Here is a 25,854-nt window from a genome sequence, read left to right as displayed (position 1 = left end):
AAGACCAGCTCGGGCTTTACCGTTCGCACCGGGCCAAAGCGTTCCCGGGTGTTACGCTTCACAAAATGGTCTACCTGCCGCATTTCGGCATCGGTTAGGCCGGAGTAGGCCTTGGCAAAGGGCACCAGCTGGCCCCCTTCATCCCAAACGGCAAAGGTGTAATCGGTGTAGAGATCGGCCCTGCGACCGCTGCCTTTCTGGGCGTAGACCAGTACCCCATCGATGCTCAGGGGGTCGATCTTCCACTTCCACCAGCCGCCTCGCTTGCGGCCCACCCCATAGGGCGCACTCTTTTTTTTGAGCATCAGGCCCTCGGCCATCAGGCTACGGCTCTGGCTGCGGGCCTCGGCCAGCGCCTCCCAGCCCGTAAAGGCTACGGTGGGGGAAGGTTCCAGCAGATCGGGACGTTCTGTATGCTTAATAAGCACCTCAAGCCTGGCCCGCCGCTCCTCCAGGGGCAGGGGGCGCAGGTCTTCACCCGCTAGCTCCAGCAGGTCATAGGCCAGAATGCGCACCGGCACTTCGGCGAGCAGTTTTTTGGAGGCCGATTTGCGGCCAATGCGGGTTTGCAGGGCGGCAAAGGGCATTACCTGATTGTCTTTTACGGGCAGCAGCTCCCCATCGATCACACAGTCGGCAGGCAGGTGGTGCTCCAGCTGCAGCAACTCGGGATACGTATCTGTAATGAGCTCTTCGCCCCGGGACCAGATGGAGAAATGCCCCTGGCGGCGGATCAGCTGGGAGCGTATGCCGTCCCATTTCCACTCGGCCTGCCATTCCTGGGGTGCTCCCAGCGTTTGAGGGTCGGCCTCCAGGGCATGGGCCAGGTAAAAGGGATAGGGGCGGCTGAGGGCATCTTCCGGCGCTTCATCTGAGAAGAGTGCCTCAAAATCGGTGTTCTCCGGATCCCAGTGGCCCATAATGCGGTGGGCCACCACAGCAGGGTCCATCCCGATGGTTTCGGCCAGGGCCCGTACCATCAGGTGCTGGCTTACGCCTATGCGAAAGGTGCCTGAAATGAGTTTGTTGAAGACAAAGCGTTCGCTGCTGTCCAGCATGTCCCAGGCTTCCAGGATGGCCGCTTTCTTATCTTCTTCGGCCAGGGGGTGCAGTTGCTGCAGCAGGTTGATCCAGTAGGTGAGGGGTTGCTCCTGCTGCTGCAGGGGTGGGGGTAGCAGCAGGGCAATGGTTTCGGAGAGGTCGCCCACTACGTGGTAGCTTTCGTCAAAGAGCCAGGGGGGCAGGTTGGCCGCCTCGGCGGCCCACTGGCGCATAAGGGTGGTAGATACGGGGCGGCGGGGGCGCTTGCCGGTAAACAGGGCCAGAACCCAGAGAATGTCGGTAGGGGGTGCCTGCAGAAGGTACTCTTTCAGCAAGGCCAGCTTATCGTTGGTCTTGTTGGTCTGGTCCAGCCGGGCAAAAAGAAGGGCAAAACGTTTCAACTTTTTTTCTTTGGGTAACCTGCCCCCTGCACCCTTTGTTTGGCAGCAAAAAAGCCGGCGGTGGGGCCGGCTTCTGTTTAGCATTTGATCAGGGGGCAGCTCAGCCCTTTTTGGCAGCGATCAGCAGGGCGATGATCTCCTTTTGATCGTTGTGAATTGGCTGCAGCATAAGTTTTACATCTTCCTCCTGGGCGGTTTTGGTATTAAGGTTTACCGGTTTGCCGGAGAGTACAATGTCATATACTTCTTTCCAGCGGGAGCGGCTGTCGGCGCTCATGAGATTCAGTAGCAGATCATGCTCCCTGGGCTGGGTCTCCAGCTCGGGCAGCAGCTCATCTACCCCCTTGGTGGTAACGATTACTTTATAGGCTGTATCCAGCGCCAGGTAGCCATCGGCTTTCAGCTCCACTACTTTGGCCAGTACGGCACTTTTCTGGGCCATGGAGGCTTCCTGTTTTACTTTGTCGGTGATATCACGGGAGATTACCGAGCAGCCAACGTTATTCCCCTCCTTGTCGGTAATGGGGTGGATGGTATATTCCCGCCAGGAATCTTCGCCCCGTACACTGCTTTTTAGGGTGAAGTTGAGGCGCTCTCCGGCAAAGGCCCGGTCGTAATAGGCTTTCCAGACATCGGCCACATCGCCCAGGGTGGGCATGATGTCGGTGCCGGTATCAATGCCCTCGTACTGGCTTCCCTTGTAGCGGGCCTTTAGCACATCGTTGATCAGGCCTACTTTGTAGTCGCGCGTAACGGTGATGATGGAGTCGGTGGTATTGTTGATGAAGGCATTGAGGTTGGTCTCTTTATTGGCCAGTTCCCGCTGGGCGCGTGCCATTTCCTCCTGCGTTGCCTGCATTTCTTCCATGTTCTGACGCATTTCCTCCTCCTGTGAGCGCAGCTCTTCCGCTACCCCCTGCGATTCCTGCAGCAGGCGGCGGGTCTCCTGGCTGGTGCGTACGGCAGAGATAGAAGCGGCCAGGCTTTCGGTCACTTTGTTAAGGAATTCCAGCTCATGTTCCTGAAAGCTGCGCAGGCTGGCCAGCTCCAGTACTCCCTCGGCTTGTCCGCCGTGCATCAGGGGAATCATCAGAATACTTTCGGGGGAGCCCTGGCCCAGGCCGGTGGTAATGCTCTCCCAGTTTTTGGGGATTTCCCGCAGGTATTTGGGGGCTTTCTCCAGGAAGGCCTGTCCAATAAGGCCACTGTCTACCGGTATTTCCTTGTGCAGGTACTTCTGGCGGTCGTAGGCGTAGCAGGCGCTCATCTGCAGCACGGTGGTGCCCTGGCTGGTTTTGGTTACGAATACGGCTCCCTGCAGGGCACCGGTATACTTCACCAGCTCGCTAACGGTGGCTCCGCAGAGCTCATCCACATGGCCGCTGTGGCGGCGCAGAATTTCGGCAAAGGTGGCAATTCCTTCATTGAACCAGCGTACATTCTTCTCCTTGTCGGCCACCTGGCGCAGGCTGTCCCGCATTTCGGACAGGGAGCGGCCCAGTTCGCCTTTTTCATCAAAGGCATTCAGGGAGGCATCCAGGTTGCCCCGGCCTACCTCGCCGGCAAAGTGGGTTACCTCCTTCAGGTTGTCGCTCAGCTGCAGAATAGAGCGGGAGATGTTGTAAAACTCATCGTTGCGCACCTCCAGTCCGTCGGCCAGATAGCCTTTAGAAAGATCCGAGATGTAATTGCGCACCAGCCTGATCTTTTTGAAGATGGAGGTAATGATGTAGACCCCAATGGCCATGCCCATAAGGAAGAACAGGGCATATTCCAGCCCAAAGAGCAGCTTGAGGTGGGATAGGAAGCGCAGGTTGGCCTGCTCATGCGCCCGGATCTGTTCTCCGGTCTCTGCCTGCATGCGGGTGAGCAGTTTTTGGGTGCCGGCCCATTCGGGCAGCCGTATATTGGTTTCCTGCTCGCCGGCTTCAGCTTTTTGCAGGTAGTTTTCCACTTGTTCCAGCAGCTGCTCGTGGTAGATGAGCATGCGGTCATTCTGCCAGCGGTCGGCCAGGCTATTGAGCAGGCCAAGCTGGGAGCTAAAGTGTTCCTGCCGGCTGCTGCCGGCTTGCAGGTGAATGGCAATTTTCTCCAGCGCCGTAGCGGAGGGGTGCCATACCTGCAGTAATTCCTGCTGGCGCTCCTGTTGCTGGGCTACATACCAGAAATTGATCAGGAACAGGATGCCTACCACAGCGGCAATGGAAAGCAGCATGGAGGTGAACTTGCCCTGTATGCTTTGCTGGTCGAGCCTGAGGTAGCGTTGTGTGGATGTAAGAATGCTCATGCCGGTAGGTTATGCGGGTAGTGCCGAGGTCTGGTGAACAAGTTGCAGAATGGCGTAGCCCCTTCCGTGGACGGCAAAAGGCTGCAGGTGGAGCGCGTACATTCCCTTTTCGGGGTGGGTATAGGGCTTGCTGCCTGCCAGCTGGCTGCCTTCTCGCTGCAGCAGCTCTACCAGCTCGGGCAGCTTCAGCAGGCTGCTGATGTGCTGCTGGGCGGTGATGGCCACTTCCAGCAGCGCCCTGGCCTCTGCATTGGCCATGAGTACCTGGCCTTCTTTGCTGAGCAGGAACTGGGGATGGTGCCCCCGGCCCAGGGCGTGGGTATACACCTCCAGCAGCTGGCTGGCTTCTTTAAGGTCGCGGCTCAGCTTTTCCTGAGTGGCAATTAGCTCTTCGCTGTTCTGGCGCAGCATTTCTTCCTGCATCTGCATGGCGCTGGCCATCTCCCGGGCCTCCTGCAGCAGGCGGTCGGTAGTCTGGGCGGAGTGCACATGCTGCAGGGCCGCACTGATGTTCTCGCTGAGTTTCAGCAGAAATTCAAGCTCGTGCCGGGCCAGCGGTTTGAAGGAGGCCAGCTCCAGCACCCCATTACAGGTGTCATTTACCTGCAGGGGTACAAGGGCCAGGTGGTTGGGGGTGGCATCGCCCAGGCCGGAACTGATCTGCAGATAGTTCTGGGGGATGGTATTAAGGAAAAGGGGTGTTTTTTCCAGAAATACCTGCCCGGCCATGCCCTGGCCGGGTGCCAGGGTTTTTTGCTCCCATTTGAGCCTTCCCCAGGCGTAGCAGGCCTTCAGGTGCAGCATGGGGCGGCCCAGTTCATCCTCTTCGGCCACATAGAGCGCTGCCTGATTCACACCCAGGTAGCGTACCAGTTCGCTGATGAGGTGTTGGTAGTATTGGGTAAGATCGGTGGAGGAGCTGCGCAGCATAGTGGCAAAATGGGCCAGTCCGCTGGCAATCCAGCTGCGCTGTTTTTCTTCAAGCGCTACCGTTTTTAAGCTGTCGCGCATGCCGGCCAGGGCCAGGCCAAGTTCATTGCGGCCATCAAAGGCCTGAATGTTGGTATCGAAATTGCCCTGCCCAACCTCCTGGGCAAATTCCTGAATGGTCCGCAGGTTTTCCGACAGCTCATTTACGGCTTTGTTGATGGAATTAAGCTCATTGCGGCTGGGGGGGATGGGGGCGATGAGCTTGCCTTCGCTTAGCTCCAGGATCTTGTGCTTGAGCCGGCGGATCTCCCGCAGCACACTGGTGACAATAATGGTGCCCAGGGTAGCGCCTATCACCGCTGCAAAAGCCATGGAGCCCAGCAGGATCCAGATCAGGTTGGCTTCCCGGGCATCGATCAGGGTCTGGGCGGCCTGTACTTCTGCCAGGTGCTGCTGCTGTAGTTTAGTGATCTGGCTGGTCTGGATGGCGCGGATAGAGGCTACCTCCCGCTCCAGAATGGCCAGCTGTTCCAGGGGATTGGGCGTGCGTGCCAGCTGATGGATCTTCCCGAGCAGGGCCCCGGTCTTGAGTGCTACCACTTTCAGGTCCATCCGGGATTCTTCCAGCTGCCAGTGGGCAGCTAGTGCCTGGAGCGAATCAAGACTGCCCTGCAACAGCTGGTCCGCTTCTTTAACTTCCGAAAGGCTAAGGGGCTCATCGGTCTTTACCCGCTCCCAAGCCAGCGCTACCAGCCGCTCACTACCGGCCGAAAGCTGCAGCAGCTGGTACTGGCTGGGCTGTAGCACAGTGGCCACATACTGGCTCTTTTGCAGGGCTGGGTTTAGCACCCAGTAGGCAGAGGCCATCAATACCACGGCAAATACGCCTAAAAAGCAGAATCCGGAAGTGATCTTGCCCTGCAGGGTAGAAAACTCAATTCTGAAGTAATACCTTACACCTCTACGACTAGCAGATTGCGCCATTTGCTTAGCTGTTGTTCTGATTGAAGGTCCATACGCATCATCAATCCCCCTATGGACTGCAAAATGCGGCTTTTGGGGGAGGGTGCTGGATAGAGGTAAGAAAATGAAAAAAGGCTTCATTCCTGAAGCCTTTTCTCCCAAATTATGTGTGATGCAAGATTATTGCACTACTTCAACATTTACGGCCACTTCTGGAGCGGTAGCGTCAAGCATTTCTACTTTAGGCTCACCTTCCAGGCCTTCCTCAATGCGCTCTTCATGATCGATCACCGCAATGTGCGGAGCTATGATCAGGGCCACAATGGACATAAGCTTGATGAGGATGTTCATGGACGGACCAGAGGTATCCTTGAAGGGGTCACCTACGGTATCACCGGTTACAGAGGCTTTGTGCGGGGCAGAGCCCTTGTACTCCATCACCCCATTGATCATCACCCCTTTTTCGAATGATTTTTTGGCATTGTCCCAGGCGCCACCGGCATTGTTCTGGAAAATACCCATCAGTACGCCGCTTACGGTTACACCGGCCAGCAGACCACCCAGGATCTCGGCCGAGCTGGTATCTTCAAATACTCCTTTGAAGCCAAACCCAACCAGAATAGGAACGATCAGGGCAATGGCGCCGGGCAGGATCATTTCGCGGATGGAGGCTTTGGTCGAGATCTCCACGCATTTTTCATACTCGGGCTTGGCCTTGTATTCCATAATGCCGGGGATATCACGGAACTGGCGGCGCACTTCATTCACCATGTCCATGGCAGCACGGCCTACAGCCGCAATACACAGGGAGGAGAAGATAAAGGGAATCATGGCGCCTACAAAGAGTGCACCCAACACAGGGGCTTTGTAGATATCAATGGAATCAATACCGGAAATACCCACAAAGGCAGCAAAGAGCGCCAGGGCGGTAAGGGCAGCCGAGGCAATGGCAAAGCCTTTACCCGTAGCGGCGGTGGTATTGCCCACCGCATCCAGAATATCGGTACGGCCACGCACTTCTTCGGGCAGGCCGCTCATTTCGGCAATACCACCGGCATTGTCGGCAATGGGGCCAAAGGCATCAATGGCCAGCTGCATGGCCGTGGTGGCCATCATGCCGGCAGCGGCAATGGCTACCCCATAGAGGCCTGCAAAGGCATAGGAGATAACGATACCAGCTGCCAGTACCAGAATGGGCAGTACGGTAGATTCCATGCCTACCGACAGACCACCAATGATGTTGGTGGCATGGCCGGTGCTGGACTGCTGTACAATGGAGCTTACCGGACGTTTGCCTATGGCAGTATAGTACTCGGTGATGATGCTCATCAGGGCACCTACGATCAGACCTACCACAATGGCCCAGAACACATCCAGGTTAGAGAAAGCAAAGCCGCGGATCTCCATTGAGGCGGGCAGCAGCCACATTACCAGGAAGTAGGAGGCAATAGCGGTAAGCACAATCGAAGACCAGTTGCCCAGGTTCAGCGCATTCTGTACGTTGCCCTGGTCGTTGTTGATGCGCACAAAGAGGGTGCCTACAATCGAGAAAACCAAGCCGATGCCCGCAATGAGCATGGGCAGTAAAATGGGCGCAATGCCACCAAAGGCATCAGCCGATACAATTTCGCGGCCCAGAACCATGGTGGCCAGAATGGTGGCTACATAGGAGCCAAACAGGTCGGCACCCATGCCGGCTACGTCGCCTACGTTGTCGCCTACGTTATCGGCAATGGTAGCGGGATTGCGTACGTCGTCTTCCGGAATACCGGCTTCTACCTTACCCACCAGGTCGGCCCCTACGTCGGCCGCCTTGGTGTAGATACCCCCGCCTACCCGGGCAAACAGGGCAATGCTTTCGGCACCCAGTGAGAAACCGGCCAGCACTTCCAGCGCTTTCTCCATTTCCAGGCCGTTTACATTTCCGGTAGCGCCTACATACATGTTGTAGAACAGGATAAACAGGCTACCCATGCCCAGTACGGCCAGGCCGGCAACGCCCAGACCCATTACCGTACCGCCGGTAAAGCTAACGTTTAGCGCATGCTTTAAGCTGGTACGCGCCGCCTGCGTGGTGCGTACATTGGCCTTGGTGGCAATGTTCATGCCCAGATAGCCGGCAAAGGCAGACAGCACCGCGCCGATCAGGAAGGAAATGGCAATCACAGGGCTGGAATTTTCTACCAGCGTGCCTGACCAGGCCAGCAAAATGGCGGCGATCACCGCAAAGTAGAAGAGCACTTTCCATTCGGCTCTCAGGAATGCCATGGCGCCGCGGGCAATGTAGCCGGCCAGTTCGCGCATGTTCGCATCCCCGGCATCCTGCTTGCTCACCCAGCTCGACTTAACGGCCATGACGATCAGTCCTATAATCCCTAAAAAGGGAACTACGTAGACGACGTTATTCATATAGTAGGATTTGGTTATAAATTTAGCCCCGCAAAGATAAACGGCTTCCCGATTAATTGAAATTTATTGCCCTTTTTCATTCAGCTATTTGGCTATAGGTTTTGATAGGAAGAGTGAAGGGGCTAAGCCTCAGGAGGCTAGCCCCTGGGCATTGTGTTCCTTATTCGGCCTCGCTAGCCCCTTCATCCACTTCCTGCAGCTCGCCTAACTCGCCGGTATAGAGTGTTTGTACCTCACGGGCATCATAGCCCTGGCTTTGCAGCCAGCGGCTGAAGGCGGCCGTGTAGCCGTGGGTGACCAGCACCTGCTGGGCCCCGGTCTGGCGGATGGCCTCGTTAAGCCCCTGCCAGTCGGCATGGTCGGAGAGCACAAACCCTCTGTCTACAGCACGGCGGCGTTTGGCGCCGCGCAGGTTCATCCAGCCCGATGCCATGGCGGTACGTACGGGCTGCAGCTTGCGCATCCAGGGGGTATTGAGGGCGGAAGGGGGGGCTACCACCAGGCTGCCCCGGATCAGCTCCTTGGGAGTGTCGCTGGTGAGACGCCGGGTAGGGGGGAGCTGCAGGCCATCCTGCCGCAGGGCTTCGGTTACATTGTGTACGGCGCCATGCAGCAGAATGGGGCCAATCTCCGGATCGGCATTGGCAATGATGCGCTGGGCCTTGCCCAGGGAGTAGCCGCAGACCAGGGTGGAAAAGCCCAGCTCCCGGTTGCTGCGCCACCAGGCATTCATCTCGGCAAAGATCTCGGCCTCGGGCCTCCAGCTGTAGATGGGCAGGCCAAAGGTACTTTCTGTAATAAAGGTATGGCAGCGTACGGGCTCAAAGGGGGTGCAGGTCTTGTCCTGCTCGGTCTTGTAATCGCCGGAGGCTACCCATACCTGGCCCCCATACTCCAGCCGGATCTGAGCCGAGCCGGTAATATGCCCGGCGGGGTGGTAGCTGATGCGGACCCCATTAATGATGATCTGCTCCCCATACGCTACGGTCTGCAGGTTGATATCGGCCCCCAGGCGCAGGCGCATGACGGCTTCTGACTGCCGGTGAGCCAGGTAAAATTTATTGCCCCAGCGGGAATGATCGCCATGGGCGTGGGTGATAAGGGCTTTGTTTACCGGTTTCCAGGGGTCGATGTACACATCGGCCTGCGGGCAGTAGATGCCGCAGTCGTTGATCTCCAGCAGGTTTTTGTGATGCATAGAAGCATAACGGCTAGAGGGGATTCTGGTTTAGAACTTTAGGAAGCGCATGGGGTTTTGCATAGCTCAACCGCATTCCTTTGTAGACTTTATGGTAGCTGTCAAGCCCGGAGCAGGTAAGGCTACCGGCTTTTTGCAGGTCTACAAAGCCATCGGCCAGCAGGCAGCCGGTGGGCAGCCAGATCTCTTCAACAGAGCCAATCAGCAGCACCGTATTGTTGCAGGCAAGGGGCGTGGTTTCCTGCAGGCGCAGGCCAATGCGCACATTGGCCTCGGCCACATAAGGGGCGCTCAGATGCCCGCTGTACCAGGGGGTGAGGTGGCAGGCGCTAAACTCCGACTCCTCCCAGCGGGCACTGGTGTGATGGGCCTGGAGCATGAACTCTTCCCGGATGTGGTTGAGTGTAAAATCGCCCGTTTCCTGTATGTTCTCCAGCGTATGGCGGGGTACGGTATGGGGGCGCACTAGCAGCCCCAGCAGGGCAGGATCTGCCCCAATGTGAAAAACCTGGCTGAAAACAGCCAGGTTTGTTTGCTTGGTGGATGAGTGTGTACCTACCAGATTGAGGGATTTAAAGCCGCTCAGGCTGTTGATGAGGTTGGTGCGGTAGCGCGTCTCCATGCCTGGCAGCGCGTCTGATAGGATATGGTGCATGGCTTATGCGTCAAGGGCGTCTTCCAGGGTTTCAAAATACCGGATGTTGAGCTGCAGCAGGGGAGAGTTGGAGGGCAGATCAGACAGGATCTTGCTGCGGCCAATCTCTACACTTTTGCGGAACATGCTATCCTGCGGCAGCAATTTATAATGATTGCGCAGCCCCCACTTTTCCAGCATCACGGTTTTCCATTCTTTATAATACCATTCCATAGAAGGCTGGTGAAATACCCGCAGACTGCGCTTGTCAAAGATCAGCGTACTGATGGGCTGCTTCGCAAAGAGTACGGATAGGGAATCAAAGATCTCCCGGAACTTATCCATGGGCAGGTATTCAGTTTTGGTAACGATCACTGCTGTTTTGGTTCTGGCATTGAAAAGGATGTCTGCCTGTCGAGTAGTTTCAGCAGTAGTGAAGGTGGTGAGTGGAGCGGTAGCAATCATAGTTGGTTTTGGTTTGTTTAATAATTCAAACATACAGTCAAACAATGTGAACACCTAATCACCAATCTGCTACCCCATGTAAGGTATAGCCAGGATATCTTTATACAAGCTGAAGGCTGGAGAGACCACCATCCACCCCCAGTACCTGCCCGGTAAGCCAGCTGCTATTGTCTGAGAGCAGGAAGGCAGCTGCCTGTGCGGGATCTTCCGGCTGGCCAATGCGGCCCAGGGGGTGGCGCTGGTCGGAGGCCGTGCGTTTCTCCTCGCTGCTCAGCAGCCGGCTGGCCAGGGGAGTATTGGTCAGGGAAGGCGCAATGCAGTTTACCCGGATGGCGGCACGGCTCCACTCGGCGGCCAGAGAACGGGCAAAGCCCTCTACGGCCCCCTTGGCCATGCCCACGGTGGTGTGATAGGGCATACCTTTTTGGGCGGCAATGCTGGAGAAAAGCACTACACTGGCACCCTGGGCTGCCTTGAGGGATTTCTGGCAGGCCTGCAGTACCCGGGCCGCTCCCAGTACGTTCAGCTCCAGCTCTTCCCGGAAGGTCTCCAGACTGGTGGTGGCAAATGGCTTGAGGGAAATACTTCCCGGACAGTATACCAGGCCATGCAGCTGGTCGGGCAGGGGGGAGAGGGACTGTTCTGCCCTGCGTACATCAAAAGGGATATGCTCAAAGGGGTAAGACAGCTCTGGCCTGCTGCGACTGGCAGTGTAAAGGCTGGCACCCTGGGCGGCCAGTAGTTGGGCCAGCCGCAGACCGATCCCGGAGCTGGCTCCTACGACTAATATGGTTTTGCCTTCAAAAATCATGTGTAATATTATTTATAAATCTATAAACAAATATACAGTTATTTCCGATTTCATTGCCCTTTGTTTCTAAAGTAATTGCTTGGAATATACAAACCTGTGAGCTCCTCCTTCCGTCGATAGGCCTGCAGCAAAAAAAAGAGGACCCCTGAAAAGGAGTCCTCTGTGAGCTTTGGGTAGGTACAGTTACATGCCGATGTATTTCAGGAACTCGGCTTTGGTGGCTTCTTCCCTGAATTTGCCTAAAAACTGGCTGGTGATGGTGCGGCTGCTATCGTCCTGTATGCCCCGCATGCTTACGCAGAGGTGGGCAGCATCCAGCACCACGGCCACATCTTCGGTCTGCAGGGCCTGGGAAAGCTCCTGGGCAATCTGCACCGTAAGGCGCTCCTGCACCTGCGGCCGTTTGGCAAAGAACTGCACCAGCCGGTTGATCTTGGAAAGGCCAATGACCTTGCCACTGGAGATGTAGGCTACGTGCGCCTTGCCAATGATGGGTACAAAGTGATGCTCGCAGTTGCTGTAGAAGGTAATGTCTTTTTCTACCAGCATCTGGTTGTACTGATACTTATTCTCAAAGAGGCGCACATCGGGCTTGTTGGCTGGGTTGAGGCCGCTGAAGATCTCCTGCACAAACATCTTGGCCACCCGCTGGGGGGTGCCCGCCAGGCTGTCGTCGGTCAGGTCCAGGCCCATGATGTGCATGATCTCCTTAAAGTGCCTGGTGATCAGCTCTACTTTCAGGGAATCATCCAGCTCAAAGGCATCGGGGCGCAGGGGCGTCTCGGCAGAAGAGGCCACATGCTCATCGCCCATTTCGTGGATATGCAGGCTGCCCTCAGGCTGGATATTCAACAATGTTTCTTTCTGTTTCATAGAGCGTTACCTTTAACTCGTAATGCGATTCAATATGATCTCGCAAAATTTTCCAGATCACCAGGGCAATGTTTTCTGCCGTAGGGTTTAGTTCTTTAAACTCTGCCACATCCAGGTTGAGGTTGCGGTGGTCAAATTTGCGCACCACATGTTCCTGGATCAGGTCACTTAACTTTTTCATGTCATACACATAGCCGGTGGCGGGGTTGATCTCGCCTACCAGCCGCACCAGCAGTTCGTAATTGTGGCCGTGGTAATTCGGGTTGCTGCATTTACCAAAAACCTCCCGGTTCCGCTCATCCGACCATTCCAGATTTGCCAGACGGTGGGCGGCATTAAAATGCTCTTTACGAATAATAGCCGCTTTCATGCTGTGTGTTTAGTGAGGATGGGATAAAGTTAAACAAAGATAGGCGGATTCACCTACTCAAAAGCAAAATTAAGGAAAAATAAGTTCAATGCCTTTTTTTGGCGAAGCCACCGCGTTACGCCCTTGCCATCAGACGAAATTTTTGCCGGTTAGCCATCTGCTTTTGCCACTCATCAAATGCTGGAAAAATAGTGGTACTTGTCTGTAATTTTTTGGGCCTTTTGCGCATCTATATACTAAAGACACCTAAAAAAAGCATGACGCCAAAAACGTAATTAACGCATTTACAACACCCCTTAATTTTTTATAGCCATGAAAACCCTCATCCTACCCCTACTTTTTTCCGCCCTCTTTTTCGCTCCTTCTGCCAGCGACGCCTCACAGGACAGCTGCTGCACCGACAGCCTCAAAACCACCAAAGCCAGCCTGATGGTAGCCACTGAGCTAGAAGAGGAAGCCGCTCCCGATCTGGAAGCCCCCTTCTGGTTTCAGGAAAAGGTGTACATCCACATTTACGATCAGAATGACCAGCCCCTGGTGGACGGTGCCTTTACCAGCAAAGAATTGAAAGAGAATAAAAAACTGCGGGACCTGCTGCGCAAAAGCACCCGTTTTTTAAGCCTGGATACGCACCATTACTACATGCTGAACGAGGAATAGTCCGGATACACGTCACCGTCTCTTCATACATATCTATATAGACAAAAGGGTAAGCTACTGGCTTACCCTTTTTTTGATGTATTTCAGCTGCTTAACAGTATTCCTCAAACACCTGCACCAGGTGCTGGGCAATCATGTCGGCATTGCGGCCTTCGATATGGTGGCGCTCAATAAAGTGCACCAGCTCGCCATCTTTAAACAGGGCGATAGAAGGAGATGATGGGGGATAGGGAAGGGTATATTCCCGGGCCTTGGCCGTAGCTTCTTTGTCTACTCCGGCAAATACGGTTACCAGGTTAGCCGGCTTTTTGTCGCTGAGGGCAACTGCTTTTTTAACACCGGGGCGGGCAGCACCAGCGGCACAACCACAAACAGAATTCACGACCAGCAGGGTGGTGCCTTCTTCTTTTTCCAGAAGCTCTTCTACTTCCTGAGCGCTGCGCAATTCGCTAAAGCCAACCTGGGTAAGGTCGGTGCGCATGGGGGCAACTAATTGTTCGGGGTACATATTTTTGAGGGTTGTATGGTTTATTTGGTATGGGGTATGGGTATGGGGTATGAGGTACGAGGTTTAGGTAACAGTATTCTACCCCATACCCCATACCCCACACCCATTTACAAAAATCCAAGTTCAAGCTTGGCGGCTTCGGACATCATGTCCTGGCTGTAGGGAGGGTCAAAGGTTAGTTCTACCTGCACATCGTTGATCCCTTCGATGGCTTTCAGCTTTTGCTCCACTTCACCCGGGATCTGCTCGGCGCTGGGGCAGGCCGGCGAGGTCAGGGTCATCAGCACATAGACATTGTTGACAGGGTAGATGTTGATCTCGTAGATCAGGCCCAGTTCGTAAACATCTACCGGAATTTCGGGGTCGTATACCGATTTAATGGCATTGAGCACCTTATCCCGCATGCTGTCTGCAGGCTGGCCCTCCGGGGGTGTGGGGTTGCTACTTTCGGCTGTATTCTTTAGTTCTTCGCTCATGGCATTACTCCTTGTTTTCAAGAGCCCGGTAGGCCAGGGCCGCCTCCAGTTTCATTTGGTTGATCATGTTGGCAAACCCATTGGAACGCTGGCTGCCAATAAAGGTATTCATGCCAATGTCCCGGATAAAATAGAGATCGGCCCGGGCAATGTCGCCGATCTTCTGGCCGGACAGTACCCGGATCAGCAGGGCAATCAGGCCCTTAGTGATGGCCGTATTGCTATCGGCCCGGTAGTAGAGGCGCTCGCCCTTAGGCTCGGAAACCAGCCACACCTTGCTCTGGCAGCCCTTGATCAGGTTCTCGTCCAGCTTATGGGCGTCCTCCAGCTCGGGCAGTTTTTCGCCCAGGTCAATGAGGTATTCCAGCTTGCCGTTGCGGTCATCCTCAAAGAGGCTGAACTCGTCAATGATCTCGTCCTGTATGCTGTTGATAGGGGCTTTTTCCATGCTTCTTAGCGCATCCGTTTGGCGATGTAGTGCAGGCCTTCGGCCAGCAGGTCTACCTCCTCCAGTGTATTGTAAACAGCAAAAGAGGCGCGGGCGGTTCCTTCCAGGCCCAGCCGTTTCATCAGGGGCTGTGTGCAGTGGTGGCCAGTGCGTACGCTATGCCGCGGGCATCCAGCATCATGCCGGCATCAAAGGGATGTACCCCCATCGATCACAAAAGATACCACGCTTACATTGTGGGCAGCCGTGCCCACCAGGCGCAGGCCGGGCACTTCCTGCAGTAGTGTATTGGCCCGCTGCAGCAGTTGCTGCTCATGAGCGGCAATAGCCGTTTTGCCCAGCTGCTCTACCCATTCCAGGGCATAGCGCAGGGCTACAATATCGCTGATGTTGGGGGTGCCGGCCTCAAATTTAAAGGGGATGTCGTTGTAGGTAGTGCCCTCAAAACTTACCTCCCTGATCATTTCACCACCGCCCTGGTAGGGGGGCATGGCCTCCAGCAGGCGCCGCTTACCGTACAACAGGCCGGTGCCGGTGGGTCCGTATACCTTGTGGCCCGACATTACATAAAAGTCCACATCCAGCGCCTGCACATCCACCTCCAGGTGGGAGACTGCCTGGGCGCCATCCAGCAGCACCACCGCCCCTACGGCATGGGCTTTCCGGATAATTTCTTCCACCGGGTTGATAGTGCCCAGCGCATTGGACGCATGAACTACCGACACCAGTTTGGTTTTATCCGTCAGGAGCCGGTCAAAGGCCTCCATCTGCATCTCGCCGGCATCGCTGATGGGTACCACGCGCAGTGTAGCACCCCGTTCCTGACAGAGCATCTGCCAGGGCACAATGTTGCTGTGATGCTCCATGCCGCTGATCAGGATCTCATCACCGGGCTGGATGTGGCTGCGGCCAAAGCTGCTGGCTACCAGGTTGATGCCATCGGTACAGCCCTTGGTAAAGATGACCTCCTCAGGCTCAGCAGCATTAAGGAAGCGCTGCGCCGTTTTGCGGGTTTCTTCAAAAGCCGTGGTAGCCCGTTCGGCCAGGGTATGCACGCCCCGGTGAATGTTGGAGTTATAGCCGGTATAGTAGGCCGTAAGGGCATCCAGTACTACCTGTGGTTTTTGGGTGGTGGCAGCATTGTCCAGGTACACCAGGGGGTGTTTGTTCACCAGCTGGTGCAGTACCGGAAACTGGGACCGGATATGGGCTATATCTAAAGGAGCTACGGTTGCGGCTTCTGGTTTCATACGAATCGGGTTTCTAGCTTATCATTGATCAGGGCCAGGAAGTGCTCTTTGAGCTGCTCTATGGTGATGTGTTCGATGATATCGGCCGCAAAGGCATACAGCAGCAGGGCTCTGGCGGCCGAAGCCTCAATGCCTCTGGAGCGCAGGTAAAACACCTGCTCATCGTCCAGCTGGCCGGTGGTACAGCCATGCGAACATTTTACATCATCGGCCCAAATCTCTAACTGAGGCTTGGTGTAGATAGTTGCACCATTGGTGAGCAATATGTTCTTGTTGCTCTGGAAGGCATTAGTTTTTTGGGCAGCCTGTTGTACCCAGATTTTGCCATTGAATACCCCGGTGGAGGTATCATCCATAATGCCCTTATAGAGCTCGTTACTGGTGCTATTGGGCTGGCGGTGGTCGATGAGCGTATGGTTGTCCACATGCTGCTTGCCGTGCAGCATGTAGAGGCCATACATATCGCTATGGCAGTTTGACCCGTTCTGGGCAATGGTAAGGTTGTTGCGCACAACCCGCCCGCCTAGTGTAAGGGTGGTAGCACTAAAACGGCTGTTAGAGGCCTGCTGCACCTCGGTGGTGTTTACCTGCAGGGCATGATCGCCTTCGGTCTGAATCTTAAAATAATCCAGCTGGGCACCATCGGCCAGATCTACTTCGGTAAGGGCATTCAGAAAGCTGGTACTTTCCCCAATGGTGTTGTACACCTCTACCACACTGGCTTTGGCATGCCGGCCCAGGCGAATAAAGTTACGGGGCATGGCGGCCGTTTTGCCCTGGCGGCTGTCGGACAGAAAGTGCAACACTACGGGCAGGCTTACTTCAGCCTTGGCCGGTATCTCAATCAGGGCGCCTTCTTCCGCATAGGCGGTATTAAGCGCTACAAAGCCGTCTTTTTCAGGCTCAGAAACGCTGCTTTGCAGCTGCTCGCTCACCTCCGACAGCGGGCGCACCCGAATTTCGCCCTCCGGGCTCAGAATTTGGGAGGCCTCGGGGCTAAAGTGCCCGTTGATGAACACCAGACGGTTGGCCTGCAGGCCTTCAAAGTAAAATTGCCTGGCCTCATCGGGGCTAAGGGTAATGGGCGCCGGGCTAAAGCCTTCGGCAAACTCCCGCTCCAGGGTCTTTACAATGGGGGTATAGCGGTACTCCTCATGCTTGGGATGGGGCAGGCCCAGGTTGCCAAAGGCCTGTATGCCGCGCTCCCGGATCTGCCGAAGGCTGGGATTGGCCGAGCCGCTGGCAGCCGCATGGGCCTGTTGAATGGTTTGGGTATAGGTAGTAGCAGTATGCTGGTTCATGGGAAATCATGGTAATGGAAACAAACAGAAGGGGAGGGGCGCAGTTTAGGCGCCGGCTTCCACCTCGGCTTTGATCCAGTCGTAGCCTTTTTCTTCCAGCTCCATGGCCAGTTCCTTGGTGCCCGATTTTACGATGCGGCCCTTGTAGAGCACATGCACAAAATCCGGTACAATGTAGTCCAGCAGGCGCTGGTAGTGGGTTACCACAATCACCGCATTGTCTTTGCCTTTGAGCTTGTTTACCCCACTGGCCACAATGCGCAGAGCATCAATGTCCAGGCCGGAGTCGGTCTCGTCCAGAATGGCAAGCTGGGGCTCCAGCATGGCCATCTGAAAGATCTCGTTGCGCTTTTTCTCTCCACCAGAGAACCCCTCGTTCAGGGAGCGGTTCAGCAGGGCCTGGCTCATTTCTACCAGTTGCATTTTTTCCTTCATCAGGCGCAGAAAGGATACGGCATCCAGCGGCTCCAGCCCGCGGTGCTCCCGCACCTGGTTTACCGCTGTTTTCAAAAAATTGGTGGTGCTTACTCCGGGAATTTCTACCGGGTACTGAAAGGCCAGGAACAGGCCCTCGCGGGCGCGCTCTTCGGGCGCCAGCTCCAGCAGGTCTTTGCCATTGAAGAGCACCTCTCCGCCGGTTACTTCATACTCTTCCCGGCCGGCCAGTACAGAGGCCAGGGTACTTTTACCGCTTCCGTTGGGGCCCATGATGGCATGCACTTCGCCGGCATTCACATTCAGGTTTATGCCTTTGAGGATGTCCATTCCATCAATTGAGGCCTGTAGGTTGTTTATGGTCAGCAGCATATTCTTTGGGTATCTGTGCGTTATAAAGCAGCTTATTCGCTGGTTGATTCAGGTTTTGTCGGTTCCGGGTCCGGGAGGCGCAAAACGCAAAATTCTATTTGCTTTCAGTAAAATCTCCCGGGCTATAAAAACAGGAACCATGCATACAGGTAGCATGCATGGTTCCGTGTAAGGCATTTGAACGTGCTAGCCAACGCTCCCCTCAAGGGTAAGCGCCAGTAGTTTTTGGGCCTCCACGGCAAACTCCATGGGTAGCTGTTTCAGTACTTCTTTGGCATAGCCGTTTACGATCAGGGCTACGGCATCTTCGGTATCTATCCCCCGCTGGTTGCAGTAGAAGATCTGGTCTTCGCCAATCTTGGAGGTGGTGGCCTCATGCTCAACCTTGGCCGTGGGGTTTTCTACCTCTATATAAGGGAAGGTGTGGGCGCCACATTTATCGCCCATCAGCAGCGAATCGCACTGGCTGAAGTTGCGGGCGCCTTCGGCCCGCTTCATGATCTGCACCAGCCCGCGGTAGCTGTTCTGGCTGCGGCCGGCCGAGATGCCCTTGCTCACAATGCGGCTCTTGGTATGCTTGCCGATGTGGATCATCTTGGTGCCGGTATCGGCCTGCTGGTAGTTGTTGGTCACCGCTACCGAGTAGAACTCGCCTACCGAATAATCGCCTTTGAGGATACAGCTGGGGTATTTCCAGGTAATGGCCGAGCCGGTCTCTACCTGGGTCCAGCTGATCTTGGCATAATCACCGGCGCAGATGCCGCGCTTGGTCACAAAGTTGTAGATCCCTCCTTTGCCCTGCTTGTCGCCGGGGTACCAGTTCTGTACGGTGGAATATTTTACCTCGGCCTTTTTGGCGGCATAGATCTCCACCACGGCAGCATGCAACTGGTTTTCGTCCCGTTGGGGGGCGGTACAGCCTTCCAGGTAACTTACGTAGCTGCCTTCGTCGGCTACAATGAGGGTACGCTCAAACTGGCCGGTATTGGCCGCATTGATGCGGAAGTAGGTGCTCAGCTCCATGGGGCAGCGTACCCCCTTGGGAATATAGCAGAATGAGCCGTCGGTAAAGACCGCCGAGTTAAGGGCGGCGTAGTAGTTGTCGGTAACCGGCACTACAGATCCCAGGTACTTGCGCACCAGCTCGGGATGCTCCTTTACCGCCTCGCTGAAGCTCATGAAAATGATGCCCAGCTCGCCCAGTTTGGCCTTAAACGTGGTGGCTACGGAAACCGAATCGATCACCGCATCTACCGCCACACCGGTCAGGCGCTTTTGCTCCTCCAGGGAAATGCCCAGGCGCTTGAAGGTATCGAGCAGCTCGGGATCTACCTCATCCAGGCTTTTGGCTGTAGGCTTTTTCTTGGGGGCAGAGTAATAAATAATGTCCTGAAAATCTACTTCAGGATACTGCACATTCGGCCATTTGGGTTCCTTCATGCTCAGCCACTGGTGGTAGGCCTTCAGGCGCCACTCCAGCAGCCACTCGGGCTCCTCTTTTTTGGCTGAAATAAAGCGGATAATATCTTCGTTCAGCCCCTTGGGAGCCGAGTCGTTTTCGATCTTGGTTTCCCAACCCCACTTGTATTCCGAACTGGTGATTGACTCCAGAATTTCGGTATCTTTTGCCATGGATGGTGTTGTTTGGAATTATTCTAAATTAGTTACAAATGTATAACAGAAATCCCAATTTTATGTTCCCCCGGGCCCTTTTATTTCCCCTTGGCAAGGCAAATAATTGAGGCTCAGCAAATTCAAAGGGGGATATTTGCCCTTCTTGTGGAGGGCACTGCAGAACCCTTCTGTAAATAGTTCAACAGCCCTTATTCCATCAGTTCATCCAGCCGAATGGTGCGTTGCACCCGCTCTTCCAGGGAGATAATGCTTTCGGTTCTCTCCACACCATCGATCTTCTGGATCTTGTCATGCAGCACCTGCCGCAGGTGGGTAGTGTCTTTGCAATAGATGCGGCAGTACATGCTATAGGGGCCGGTGGTATAGTGCAGGCTTACTACTTCGGGTATTTTTTCCAGTTCGCTGGCCACCCGCTCATAGTAAGAGCTTTTCTCCAGAAAAATGCCCAGAAAGGCGGTAATGTCGTAGCCCAGTTTGCTGTAGTCGATCTTAAGGGTAGCCCCCTGTACCACGCCCATTTCTTCAAGCTTACGCATGCGCACGTGCACAGTGCCGCCCGATACAAATACCTTTTTGGCGATCTCGGTATAGGGAATCTTGGCATCCTCCGACAGCAGGGCAAGGATCTTTAGATCAATGGTATCAATTTCATAATTCTTTGACATGACCAAGGCGCTATTTTGCGTTTCTTGTAACAAATATAGTGCAATAGTAAATAGTCTCTAAACTTTTTGGGGCATAGTTAACACATTTTTATAAAATGAGTTCATTCATTAGCTTTGAAACCGAATAAAGCACCAGGAAGCCTGAAAGCCCCGGGCTCGGTTTCGTTGCGTGTAAGGGTTCTGGCAAAACTGCCTGAAACCAGGTGGCGAGGTCCGGCAGCGGTAATGGTCTTTTTCTCCTTTTTTGGTAAAAAGTTGGTTTAATGGTTAACGGAAAGTCTGCTTCTTTTGGAGCAGACTTTTTTATGTTGCTGGCGCTGAGCGCATAAAATCCGGCGCTGTGCGGGAAAGGCAAAAGATTTTGAGTATTTTTTAGGTGAAAACGATTGAAACCTTATTTTTACGGAGTAACCGAAAAATTTTCAAATACCTATGGCCGACTTTCCCTGGTTCAAGCATTATCCTCAAGGGATACAGCATACTGTTAAATTCGATCATGTTCCTGATCTGCCCAGCATGCTGGAAGAAGCCTTCCGGCAGTTTCCGGACCGTGTTGCCTATATCAGCATGGGCAAATCCCTTACCTTTCGGGAGGTAGATCAGCTGTCCAGGGCGTTTGCGGCTTATCTGCAGCAAAAACTGGGGCTTAAAAAAGGTGATCGGCTGGCCATACAGATGCCGAACTGCCTGCAATACCCCATTGCCCTATTTGGTGCACTGCGGGCCGGCCTTACGGTAGTGAACACCAACCCCTTGTATACACCCCGTGAAATGAAGCACCAGTTCAATGATGCCGGCGTTACGGCCATACTGGTGATCAATATGTTTGCCCACAACCTGCAGCAGGTGCTGCCCGAAACCAAGATCAAGCACGTAATGGTTACCGGCCTGGGCGACATGATTGGCGGGCTGAAGGGCTGGGTAGTGAATCTGGTGGTGAAGAAGGTGAAAAAACTGGTGCCCGACTACAGCCTGCCTACAGCCCTGCAGTTTACCGATGTGCTGAAGGAGGGAAGCAAACTGACCTTTACCCCTCCCAAGCTGCAGCCCGATGATCTGGCCTTTCTGCAATACACAGGCGGCACTACCGGCGTAGCCAAAGGCGCCATGCTTACCCACCGCAACATGGTGGCCCATACACTGCAGATCAATGAGTGGTTTAAGCCCCTGCTGGAGAAAGGCAAGCAGGAGTATATGGTAACGGCCATTCCGCTCTACCACATCTTTGTCCTGGCGGTAAACGGCATCTTTATGGCCTACATAGGCGCCAAATGCCTGCTCATTACCAATCCACGGGATATGAAGGCCTTTATCAAAGACCTCAAGCGCGAGCCCATCAGCATGATCACCGGGGTGAACACCCTTTACAATGGCCTGCTGAACCAGGAAGCCTTTGCTTCAGTGGATTTCAGCAAGCTCAAAATTGCGGTAGGCGGCGGCATGGCCGTGCAAAAGGCCGTAGCCGAGCGCTGGAAAGCCCTTACCGGCGTACCCCTGGTAGAAGGCTACGGCCTGAGCGAAACCTCGCCGGTACTGAGTGTAAACCCCCTGGATGGCACCGAGCGGCAGGGTACTATAGGCCTGCCCATGCCCAATACCGAAATGGCCATTTTTGATGAAGATGGCAATCAGCTGGGCATCGGCGAGGCTGGCGAGATCTGTGCCCGAGGCCCGCAGGTCATGAAAGGCTACTGGCAGCGGGATGATGAAACCGAGAAGGTATTTCTGAACAAAGAATGGTTCAGAACCGGTGATATCGGCGTACTGGACGAGGACGGTTTCTTTAAGATTGTAGACCGTAAGAAAGACATGATCCTGGTATCGGGCTTTAATGTATACCCCAATGAAATTGAAGATGTAGTGGCCATGCACCCCAAGGTGCTGGAAGTAGCGGCCATAGGGGTAACCGATGCCAAAACCACCGAGGCGGTAAAGATCTGTGTGGTGAAGAAAGATAACAGCCTTACCGAAGAGGAGCTAATTGCCCACTGCCGGCAGAACCTGACCAATTACAAGGTGCCCCGCATTGTAGAATTCCGGGATGAGCTGCCCAAGACCAACGTGGGCAAAATCCTGCGCAGAATGCTGCGGGAAGAAACCGCCTAGTGCATCTCCTTGTCAATTCTAGAAACCAGCAGCCTCGCTGCTGGTTTTTTTTATAGCTAGAGCAGCAGTACGGCCTGGTTCAGCAGTAGAATGCTGAGGGTAAGCAGGGTAGCAAAACTGACCCAAGTCAGGTAGGGGGCCAGCAACCAGCCTGCTGCCCGGTGCAGCCGAAGCAGCCAGGCAAATAAGGATGGCATTGCGCACTTTATCAGGAGGGATTTCATAGTGGCACTACCGCTTTGTGGGCGATATTGTTGGGGAAAAGCCAAAAAACAATTAACGGCACGCCAGCGTTAAATCAAGAGGATTGTTTTATCTAAACCCCTTATTTTTTATGGAAAGCTATATGCAAACAAAGTCCGTACAGGATCTTATCAAAAAAATTGAAGATATAGAAATCTGCATGTTCAGTACCCTGGAGCCTGATGGCAATATTGTAAGCCGCCCCATGTCTACCCGGCAGATTGATGCAGACGGTACCATCTGGTTCTATACCGATGATCATACCGAGAAAGTGGAGGATGTTTCCCGCTTTGACCATGTAAACCTGGCCTATGCCGATGTAAGCAAGCAAACCTATATTTCGCTATCGGGCACTGCCGAACTGGTAACCGACCGGGCCATGATCACCAAGCTGTGGAGCCCCGTATTGCAGGCCTGGTTCCCGCGCGGCCTGGAAGATCCCAACCTGGCCCTGCTGAAGGTGATCCCGCATTCTGCCGAATACTGGAATACCTCTGCCAATAAAATGACGCAGATCTTTAAGATCGCCAAGGCCATTATGAAAGGCAAGCAGTACCAGGGCGGCGAGCATGGCAAGATCATGATGTAAGCACAAGGCCTTGCCGCACCTGGGTGTGGAACATTCAGCAGCCTGCTTCAGACCAAAGCAGGCTGCTTTTGGTTTTAGGCTGGCTACTTACAGTCAGGTACAGCCAGTTGCTGATAGCACTGACAGAAGGTACTTGTAACGATGGAGTACCTGGGGCAGGCTCTGCACTAAACAGACCTTCTGCCCATCCACACAAGAAAACAACCGGCCTTGTGCGGGACCGGTTGATTGGTTCAGGGAAGTTTGGAAAGCAATTGCTGGCGGGTGCCAGCACTACTATACAGACACAGGATTGGGCAGATGCGTTGGAAGCAAACAAAAAAACCGGCACCAGGGCCGGTTTATATATGTTTACAGTGAAGAAAGACTAGCGGAGCTGCCCTTCTTTTGCTTTCTGCTGCAGCTGCTCATTTGCAAAGATCGCAACTTCTACCCGACGGTTTTCGGCACGGCCGGCGTCGGTATCGTTGGAAGCAACAGGTTGCGATTCACCATATCCCTTGGTTGAGATACGGCTACCGTTTACCCCCTGTGCAATGGCATAGTTGGCTACGGCCTGAGCGCGGCGTTCGGACAGGCGCTGGTTGTACTCATCGCTACCCTGTGAGTCGGTATGGCCTTCGATCAGGATGTTGGTGTCAGGATACTTCTTAAGCGTAACGGCCATCTCCCGGATATTTTGCTGGGCCTGAGGGGTAAGGGTGTGAGAGTCAAACCCAAACAGGATACCACTTTCAAAAGTCACCTGAATACCCTCACCTACACGTTCTACAGTTGCGTTTGGCAGGTCTTCTTCCAGCTCTCTGGCCTGCTTGTCCATGTACACCCCTATGGCTGTACCAGCGGCACCACCGATTACAGCACCCAGAATGGCGCCTTTGGCTGTATTTCCGGCCAGCGTACCTACACCGGCGCCTACAGCAGCACCGGCGGCGGTACCGGCGGCTGCGCCCTGAGCTGTTTTGCTCCAGTTCTTACACGAAAAGGCGAACATGCTTAGGCAAAGCAACATCACTATTGAAATGCGAGTAGTTTTCATAATTGTCGTTTAAATTTGGTTCAAGAAGTTAATTGTCAAAAAGTTTGCCAAATCCAGTTGGTATAACGTGCCAAGCCCAAAATGGTTGGTAAAATAGGCTCAATTGGCTCAGAAATGCCCACAACTGCCCTGAAATTAATTCGGCACCGGCCGGCAAATAGCCTGGTGGTCAGCTAACTGGCGGGTGATTTTTTCTGTTCTCCCTACAACTTTTGGTTATTTTTCTGCAAGCTATGCTACCCATTCGCACCCTTCTCCTTGGCTATGGTCTTTCTGCCAGAGCATTTCATGTGCCCTTTTTGCTACAGAACCCCCAGTACCAGCTGGTGGGACTGGTACAGCCCAGGGGAGACAGTGGGCGGGAGGCCTTTCCTACGGTCCCTCATTTCCGTAGGCCGGAGGAGGCGCTGCAGGCCTTATGGCCGGAGCTGGTCATTATCTGCTCGCCAAACGCACTGCATGCTCCCCAGGCCAGGCTGGCCCTGGAGGCGGGGGCTCATGTAGTAGTGGAAAAACCCTTTGCCCTTAGCTCCGGCGAGGCTGAAGCGCTGATTGCACTGGCCGAGGCGAAGCAGCGGGTGATAAGTGTGTACCATAACCGCCGCTGGGATGCGGATTTCCTAACGCTGCAGCAGGTAGTACGAGAGGGGATACTTGGCAGACCGGTGCAGCTGCTATCCCGTTTTGACCGTTTTCGGCCCCAGATCAAAGCCGGGTGGAAGGAAGAGCCGGCCCCAGGCAGCGGTATTTTCTGGGACCTGGCGCCCCATCTGCTGGATCAGGCCCTGCTCTTGTTTGGCACGCCTCAGGCGCTTTATGCCCAGATCAGAACAGAGCGAACAGCGGCCCGTACGCCGGATGCCTTTGAGTTGTTTCTGTATTACCCCCAGGTGCAGGTGCAGCTGGCGGCTGGCTCACTTGTAAGCGCCTCATGGCCTCGTTTTAGCCTGCTGGCTACAAAGGGAAGTTATACCAAAGGGGGAATGGACCCGCAGGAAGCCGCGCTGCGGGCCGGCCTGCAGCCTGGAGGGGCGGAGTGGGGAAGTGAACGGCCCGACCAATGGGGTACGCTACTAGTAGATAATGGGGCGAGTGTAGAGGAGCGATGCTATCCCAGCCTGGCGGGCGACTACGGCATCTTTTATCAGTTACTAGCAGCCGCTATCCGGGAAGGAAAACAGCATCCGGTACCTGCCCAGGAAGCGCTGCAGGTGATACAGCTACTGGAACTGGCCGAAGAGAGCGATCGGCAGGGTCGTAGACTGCCTATTGCTTCACCAGCTGCAGGCGGCTGAGCCCGCTCTGGCCGGGGCCTTCGGAGCGCAGCTCAATCTTGCTGTTCTGAAAACTTTCAATCTGCCAGTTGCGGTTGAGCCGGTCCAGGAGATCGCTGCCGGTAAACTGAATCCTGAGCTGATCATTTCCGGTTTCCAGCTGAGTGTAGGCCCAGGTTCCGAAAAAGCTCTGGCCATTGGTAGAGGTAGCCACCAGGGAATTCTGCTCGCCAAAATCCAGGCTGAGCCGTTGGTAGTTGGCGGACTCATCTGCTCCATCATCGATCGATAGCAGCCCTACTTTCCAGTTCTGGTCTACCAGAAGGGCTCTTTTTTCATGAAAACTGGGAACTACTTCCTTGTCAGAACAGGCAAAAGAAGCAAACAGAATAAGCAGTGACAGCAGCAGCGATGGTTTCATAGCGGAGTAATTAGAGCGTAGTATCTGCTTCAAGTAAATAAGAAGGGGTG

The 25,854-nt window shown here is 54.5% G+C and carries 24 protein-coding genes and 1 pseudogene; 4 read left to right on the top strand and 21 right to left on the bottom strand.

The genetic code is table 11. The features are described from left to right. From ADICEAN_RS04680 to ADICEAN_RS04635, 10 genes are all read right to left on the bottom strand, one after another. A partial coding sequence (locus tag ADICEAN_RS04680; protein ID WP_040396226.1) for an ATP-dependent DNA ligase occupies positions 1-1,442 on the bottom strand: 1,442 nt, incomplete at its 3' end. 100 nt (positions 1,443-1,542) lie between these two features. Continuing rightward, on the bottom strand, positions 1,543-3,729 hold the full coding sequence (locus ADICEAN_RS20940; RefSeq protein ID WP_009194381.1) for a GAF domain-containing protein: 2,187 nt from the start codon (positions 3,727-3,729) through the stop codon (positions 1,543-1,545). Positions 3,730-3,738: 9 nt separating this feature from the next. Then, positions 3,739-5,643 (bottom strand): GAF domain-containing protein, encoded by a 1,905-nt coding sequence (locus ADICEAN_RS20935; RefSeq protein WP_009194380.1) that lies wholly within the window; start codon positions 5,641-5,643, stop codon positions 3,739-3,741. Between the two features lie 159 nt (positions 5,644-5,802). Then, positions 5,803-8,031: a sodium-translocating pyrophosphatase gene (locus ADICEAN_RS04665; protein WP_009194379.1), complete on the bottom strand. Its 2,229-nt coding sequence runs from the start codon at positions 8,029-8,031 to the stop codon at positions 5,803-5,805. Positions 8,032-8,191: 160 nt separating this feature from the next. Then, positions 8,192-9,229, bottom strand: coding sequence for a ligase-associated DNA damage response exonuclease (locus ADICEAN_RS04660; RefSeq protein WP_009194378.1), 1,038 nt, complete (start codon positions 9,227-9,229; stop codon positions 8,192-8,194). Positions 9,230-9,242: 13 nt separating this feature from the next. Continuing rightward, positions 9,243-9,884, bottom strand: coding sequence for a flavin reductase family protein (locus ADICEAN_RS04655; RefSeq protein ID WP_009194377.1), 642 nt, complete (start codon positions 9,882-9,884; stop codon positions 9,243-9,245). Between the two features lie 3 nt (positions 9,885-9,887). Continuing rightward, complete coding sequence (locus ADICEAN_RS04650; RefSeq protein WP_009194376.1) at positions 9,888-10,328, bottom strand: hypothetical protein; 441 nt, start codon at positions 10,326-10,328, stop codon at positions 9,888-9,890. A gap of 100 nt (positions 10,329-10,428) precedes the next feature. Then, on the bottom strand, positions 10,429-11,139 hold the full coding sequence (locus ADICEAN_RS04645; RefSeq protein ID WP_009194375.1) for an SDR family NAD(P)-dependent oxidoreductase: 711 nt from the start codon (positions 11,137-11,139) through the stop codon (positions 10,429-10,431). 183 nt (positions 11,140-11,322) lie between these two features. Next, a complete protein-coding gene (gene folE / locus ADICEAN_RS04640; RefSeq protein WP_009194374.1) occupies positions 11,323-12,012 on the bottom strand; it encodes a GTP cyclohydrolase I FolE in 690 nt (229 codons plus the stop codon). Beyond that, complete coding sequence (locus ADICEAN_RS04635; RefSeq protein WP_009194373.1) at positions 11,975-12,382, bottom strand: 6-pyruvoyl trahydropterin synthase family protein; 408 nt, start codon at positions 12,380-12,382, stop codon at positions 11,975-11,977. Before ADICEAN_RS04635 ends, folE begins: the two co-directional genes overlap by 38 nt. A gap of 312 nt (positions 12,383-12,694) precedes the next feature. On the opposite strand from ADICEAN_RS04635, the gene ADICEAN_RS04630 reads away from it, so the two are divergent. Beyond that, positions 12,695-13,042, top strand: coding sequence for a hypothetical protein (locus tag ADICEAN_RS04630; RefSeq protein ID WP_009194372.1), 348 nt, complete (start codon positions 12,695-12,697; stop codon positions 13,040-13,042). 91 nt (positions 13,043-13,133) lie between these two features. Here ADICEAN_RS04630 and ADICEAN_RS04625 read toward each other — a convergent pair whose 3' ends face one another. From ADICEAN_RS04625 to ADICEAN_RS04590, 8 genes and pseudogenes are all read right to left on the bottom strand, one after another. Beyond that, positions 13,134-13,550 (bottom strand): BrxA/BrxB family bacilliredoxin, encoded by a 417-nt coding sequence (locus ADICEAN_RS04625; protein ID WP_009194371.1) that lies wholly within the window; start codon positions 13,548-13,550, stop codon positions 13,134-13,136. A gap of 107 nt (positions 13,551-13,657) precedes the next feature. Further along, the gene (locus ADICEAN_RS04620) at positions 13,658-14,026 is read right to left on the bottom strand and encodes a DUF59 domain-containing protein (protein WP_009194370.1); all 369 of its coding nucleotides are present in this window, start codon (positions 14,024-14,026) and stop codon (positions 13,658-13,660) included. A gap of 4 nt (positions 14,027-14,030) precedes the next feature. Next, complete coding sequence (locus ADICEAN_RS04615) at positions 14,031-14,474, bottom strand: SufE family protein (RefSeq protein WP_009194369.1); 444 nt, start codon at positions 14,472-14,474, stop codon at positions 14,031-14,033. A 5-nt stretch (positions 14,475-14,479) separates the two neighbouring features. Next, positions 14,480-15,724, bottom strand: a pseudogene (locus ADICEAN_RS04610) (SufS family cysteine desulfurase). Next, entirely contained in the window at positions 15,721-17,025 is a 1,305-nt protein-coding gene (sufD, locus tag ADICEAN_RS04605; RefSeq protein ID WP_009194366.1) for a Fe-S cluster assembly protein SufD, read from the bottom strand. Before sufD ends, ADICEAN_RS04610 begins: the two are co-directional and overlap by 4 nt. 45 nt (positions 17,026-17,070) lie before the next feature. After that, positions 17,071-17,829 (bottom strand): Fe-S cluster assembly ATPase SufC, encoded by a 759-nt coding sequence (gene sufC / locus ADICEAN_RS04600; protein ID WP_040396232.1) that lies wholly within the window; start codon positions 17,827-17,829, stop codon positions 17,071-17,073. A 189-nt stretch (positions 17,830-18,018) separates the two neighbouring features. Then, positions 18,019-19,464, bottom strand: a complete 1,446-nt coding sequence (sufB, locus tag ADICEAN_RS04595; RefSeq protein ID WP_009194364.1) for a Fe-S cluster assembly protein SufB — start codon at positions 19,462-19,464, stop codon at positions 18,019-18,021. 191 nt (positions 19,465-19,655) lie between these two features. Then, positions 19,656-20,132: an Lrp/AsnC family transcriptional regulator gene (locus ADICEAN_RS04590; RefSeq protein WP_009194363.1), complete on the bottom strand. Its 477-nt coding sequence runs from the start codon at positions 20,130-20,132 to the stop codon at positions 19,656-19,658. Positions 20,133-20,564: 432 nt separating this feature from the next. On the opposite strand from ADICEAN_RS04590, the gene ADICEAN_RS04585 reads away from it, so the two are divergent. Beyond that, positions 20,565-22,238, top strand: a complete 1,674-nt coding sequence (locus ADICEAN_RS04585) for a long-chain-fatty-acid--CoA ligase (protein ID WP_009194362.1) — start codon at positions 20,565-20,567, stop codon at positions 22,236-22,238. 56 nt (positions 22,239-22,294) lie between these two features. Here ADICEAN_RS04585 and ADICEAN_RS21705 read toward each other — a convergent pair whose 3' ends face one another. Continuing rightward, positions 22,295-22,462 (bottom strand): tryptophan-rich sensory protein, encoded by a 168-nt coding sequence (locus tag ADICEAN_RS21705; RefSeq protein ID WP_009194361.1) that lies wholly within the window; start codon positions 22,460-22,462, stop codon positions 22,295-22,297. 110 nt (positions 22,463-22,572) lie between these two features. On the opposite strand from ADICEAN_RS21705, the gene ADICEAN_RS04580 reads away from it, so the two are divergent. Further along, positions 22,573-23,070 (top strand): pyridoxamine 5'-phosphate oxidase family protein, encoded by a 498-nt coding sequence (locus ADICEAN_RS04580; RefSeq protein WP_236612865.1) that lies wholly within the window; start codon positions 22,573-22,575, stop codon positions 23,068-23,070. Between the two features lie 367 nt (positions 23,071-23,437). On the opposite strand, the gene ADICEAN_RS04570 is transcribed toward ADICEAN_RS04580, so the two are convergent. After that, positions 23,438-24,109 (bottom strand): OmpA family protein, encoded by a 672-nt coding sequence (locus tag ADICEAN_RS04570; protein ID WP_009194359.1) that lies wholly within the window; start codon positions 24,107-24,109, stop codon positions 23,438-23,440. Positions 24,110-24,342: 233 nt separating this feature from the next. Here ADICEAN_RS04570 and ADICEAN_RS04565 point away from each other — a divergent pair, with 233 nt between their 5' ends. After that, positions 24,343-25,404, top strand: coding sequence for a Gfo/Idh/MocA family oxidoreductase (locus ADICEAN_RS04565; protein ID WP_009194358.1), 1,062 nt, complete (start codon positions 24,343-24,345; stop codon positions 25,402-25,404). Here ADICEAN_RS04565 and ADICEAN_RS04560 read toward each other — a convergent pair. Then, the gene (locus ADICEAN_RS04560; protein ID WP_009194357.1) at positions 25,376-25,804 is read right to left on the bottom strand and encodes a hypothetical protein; all 429 of its coding nucleotides are present in this window, start codon (positions 25,802-25,804) and stop codon (positions 25,376-25,378) included. The two genes, ADICEAN_RS04565 and ADICEAN_RS04560, sit on opposite strands and share 29 nt — an antisense overlap. Between the last annotated feature and the right edge of the window lie 50 nt (positions 25,805-25,854).

Source organism: Cesiribacter andamanensis AMV16 (assembly GCF_000348925.1).
In the GTDB taxonomy this organism is placed as follows: Bacteria; Bacteroidota; Bacteroidia; order Cytophagales; family Cyclobacteriaceae; genus Cesiribacter; species Cesiribacter andamanensis.
This window is presented reverse-complemented; position numbering and strand designations above follow the sequence as displayed.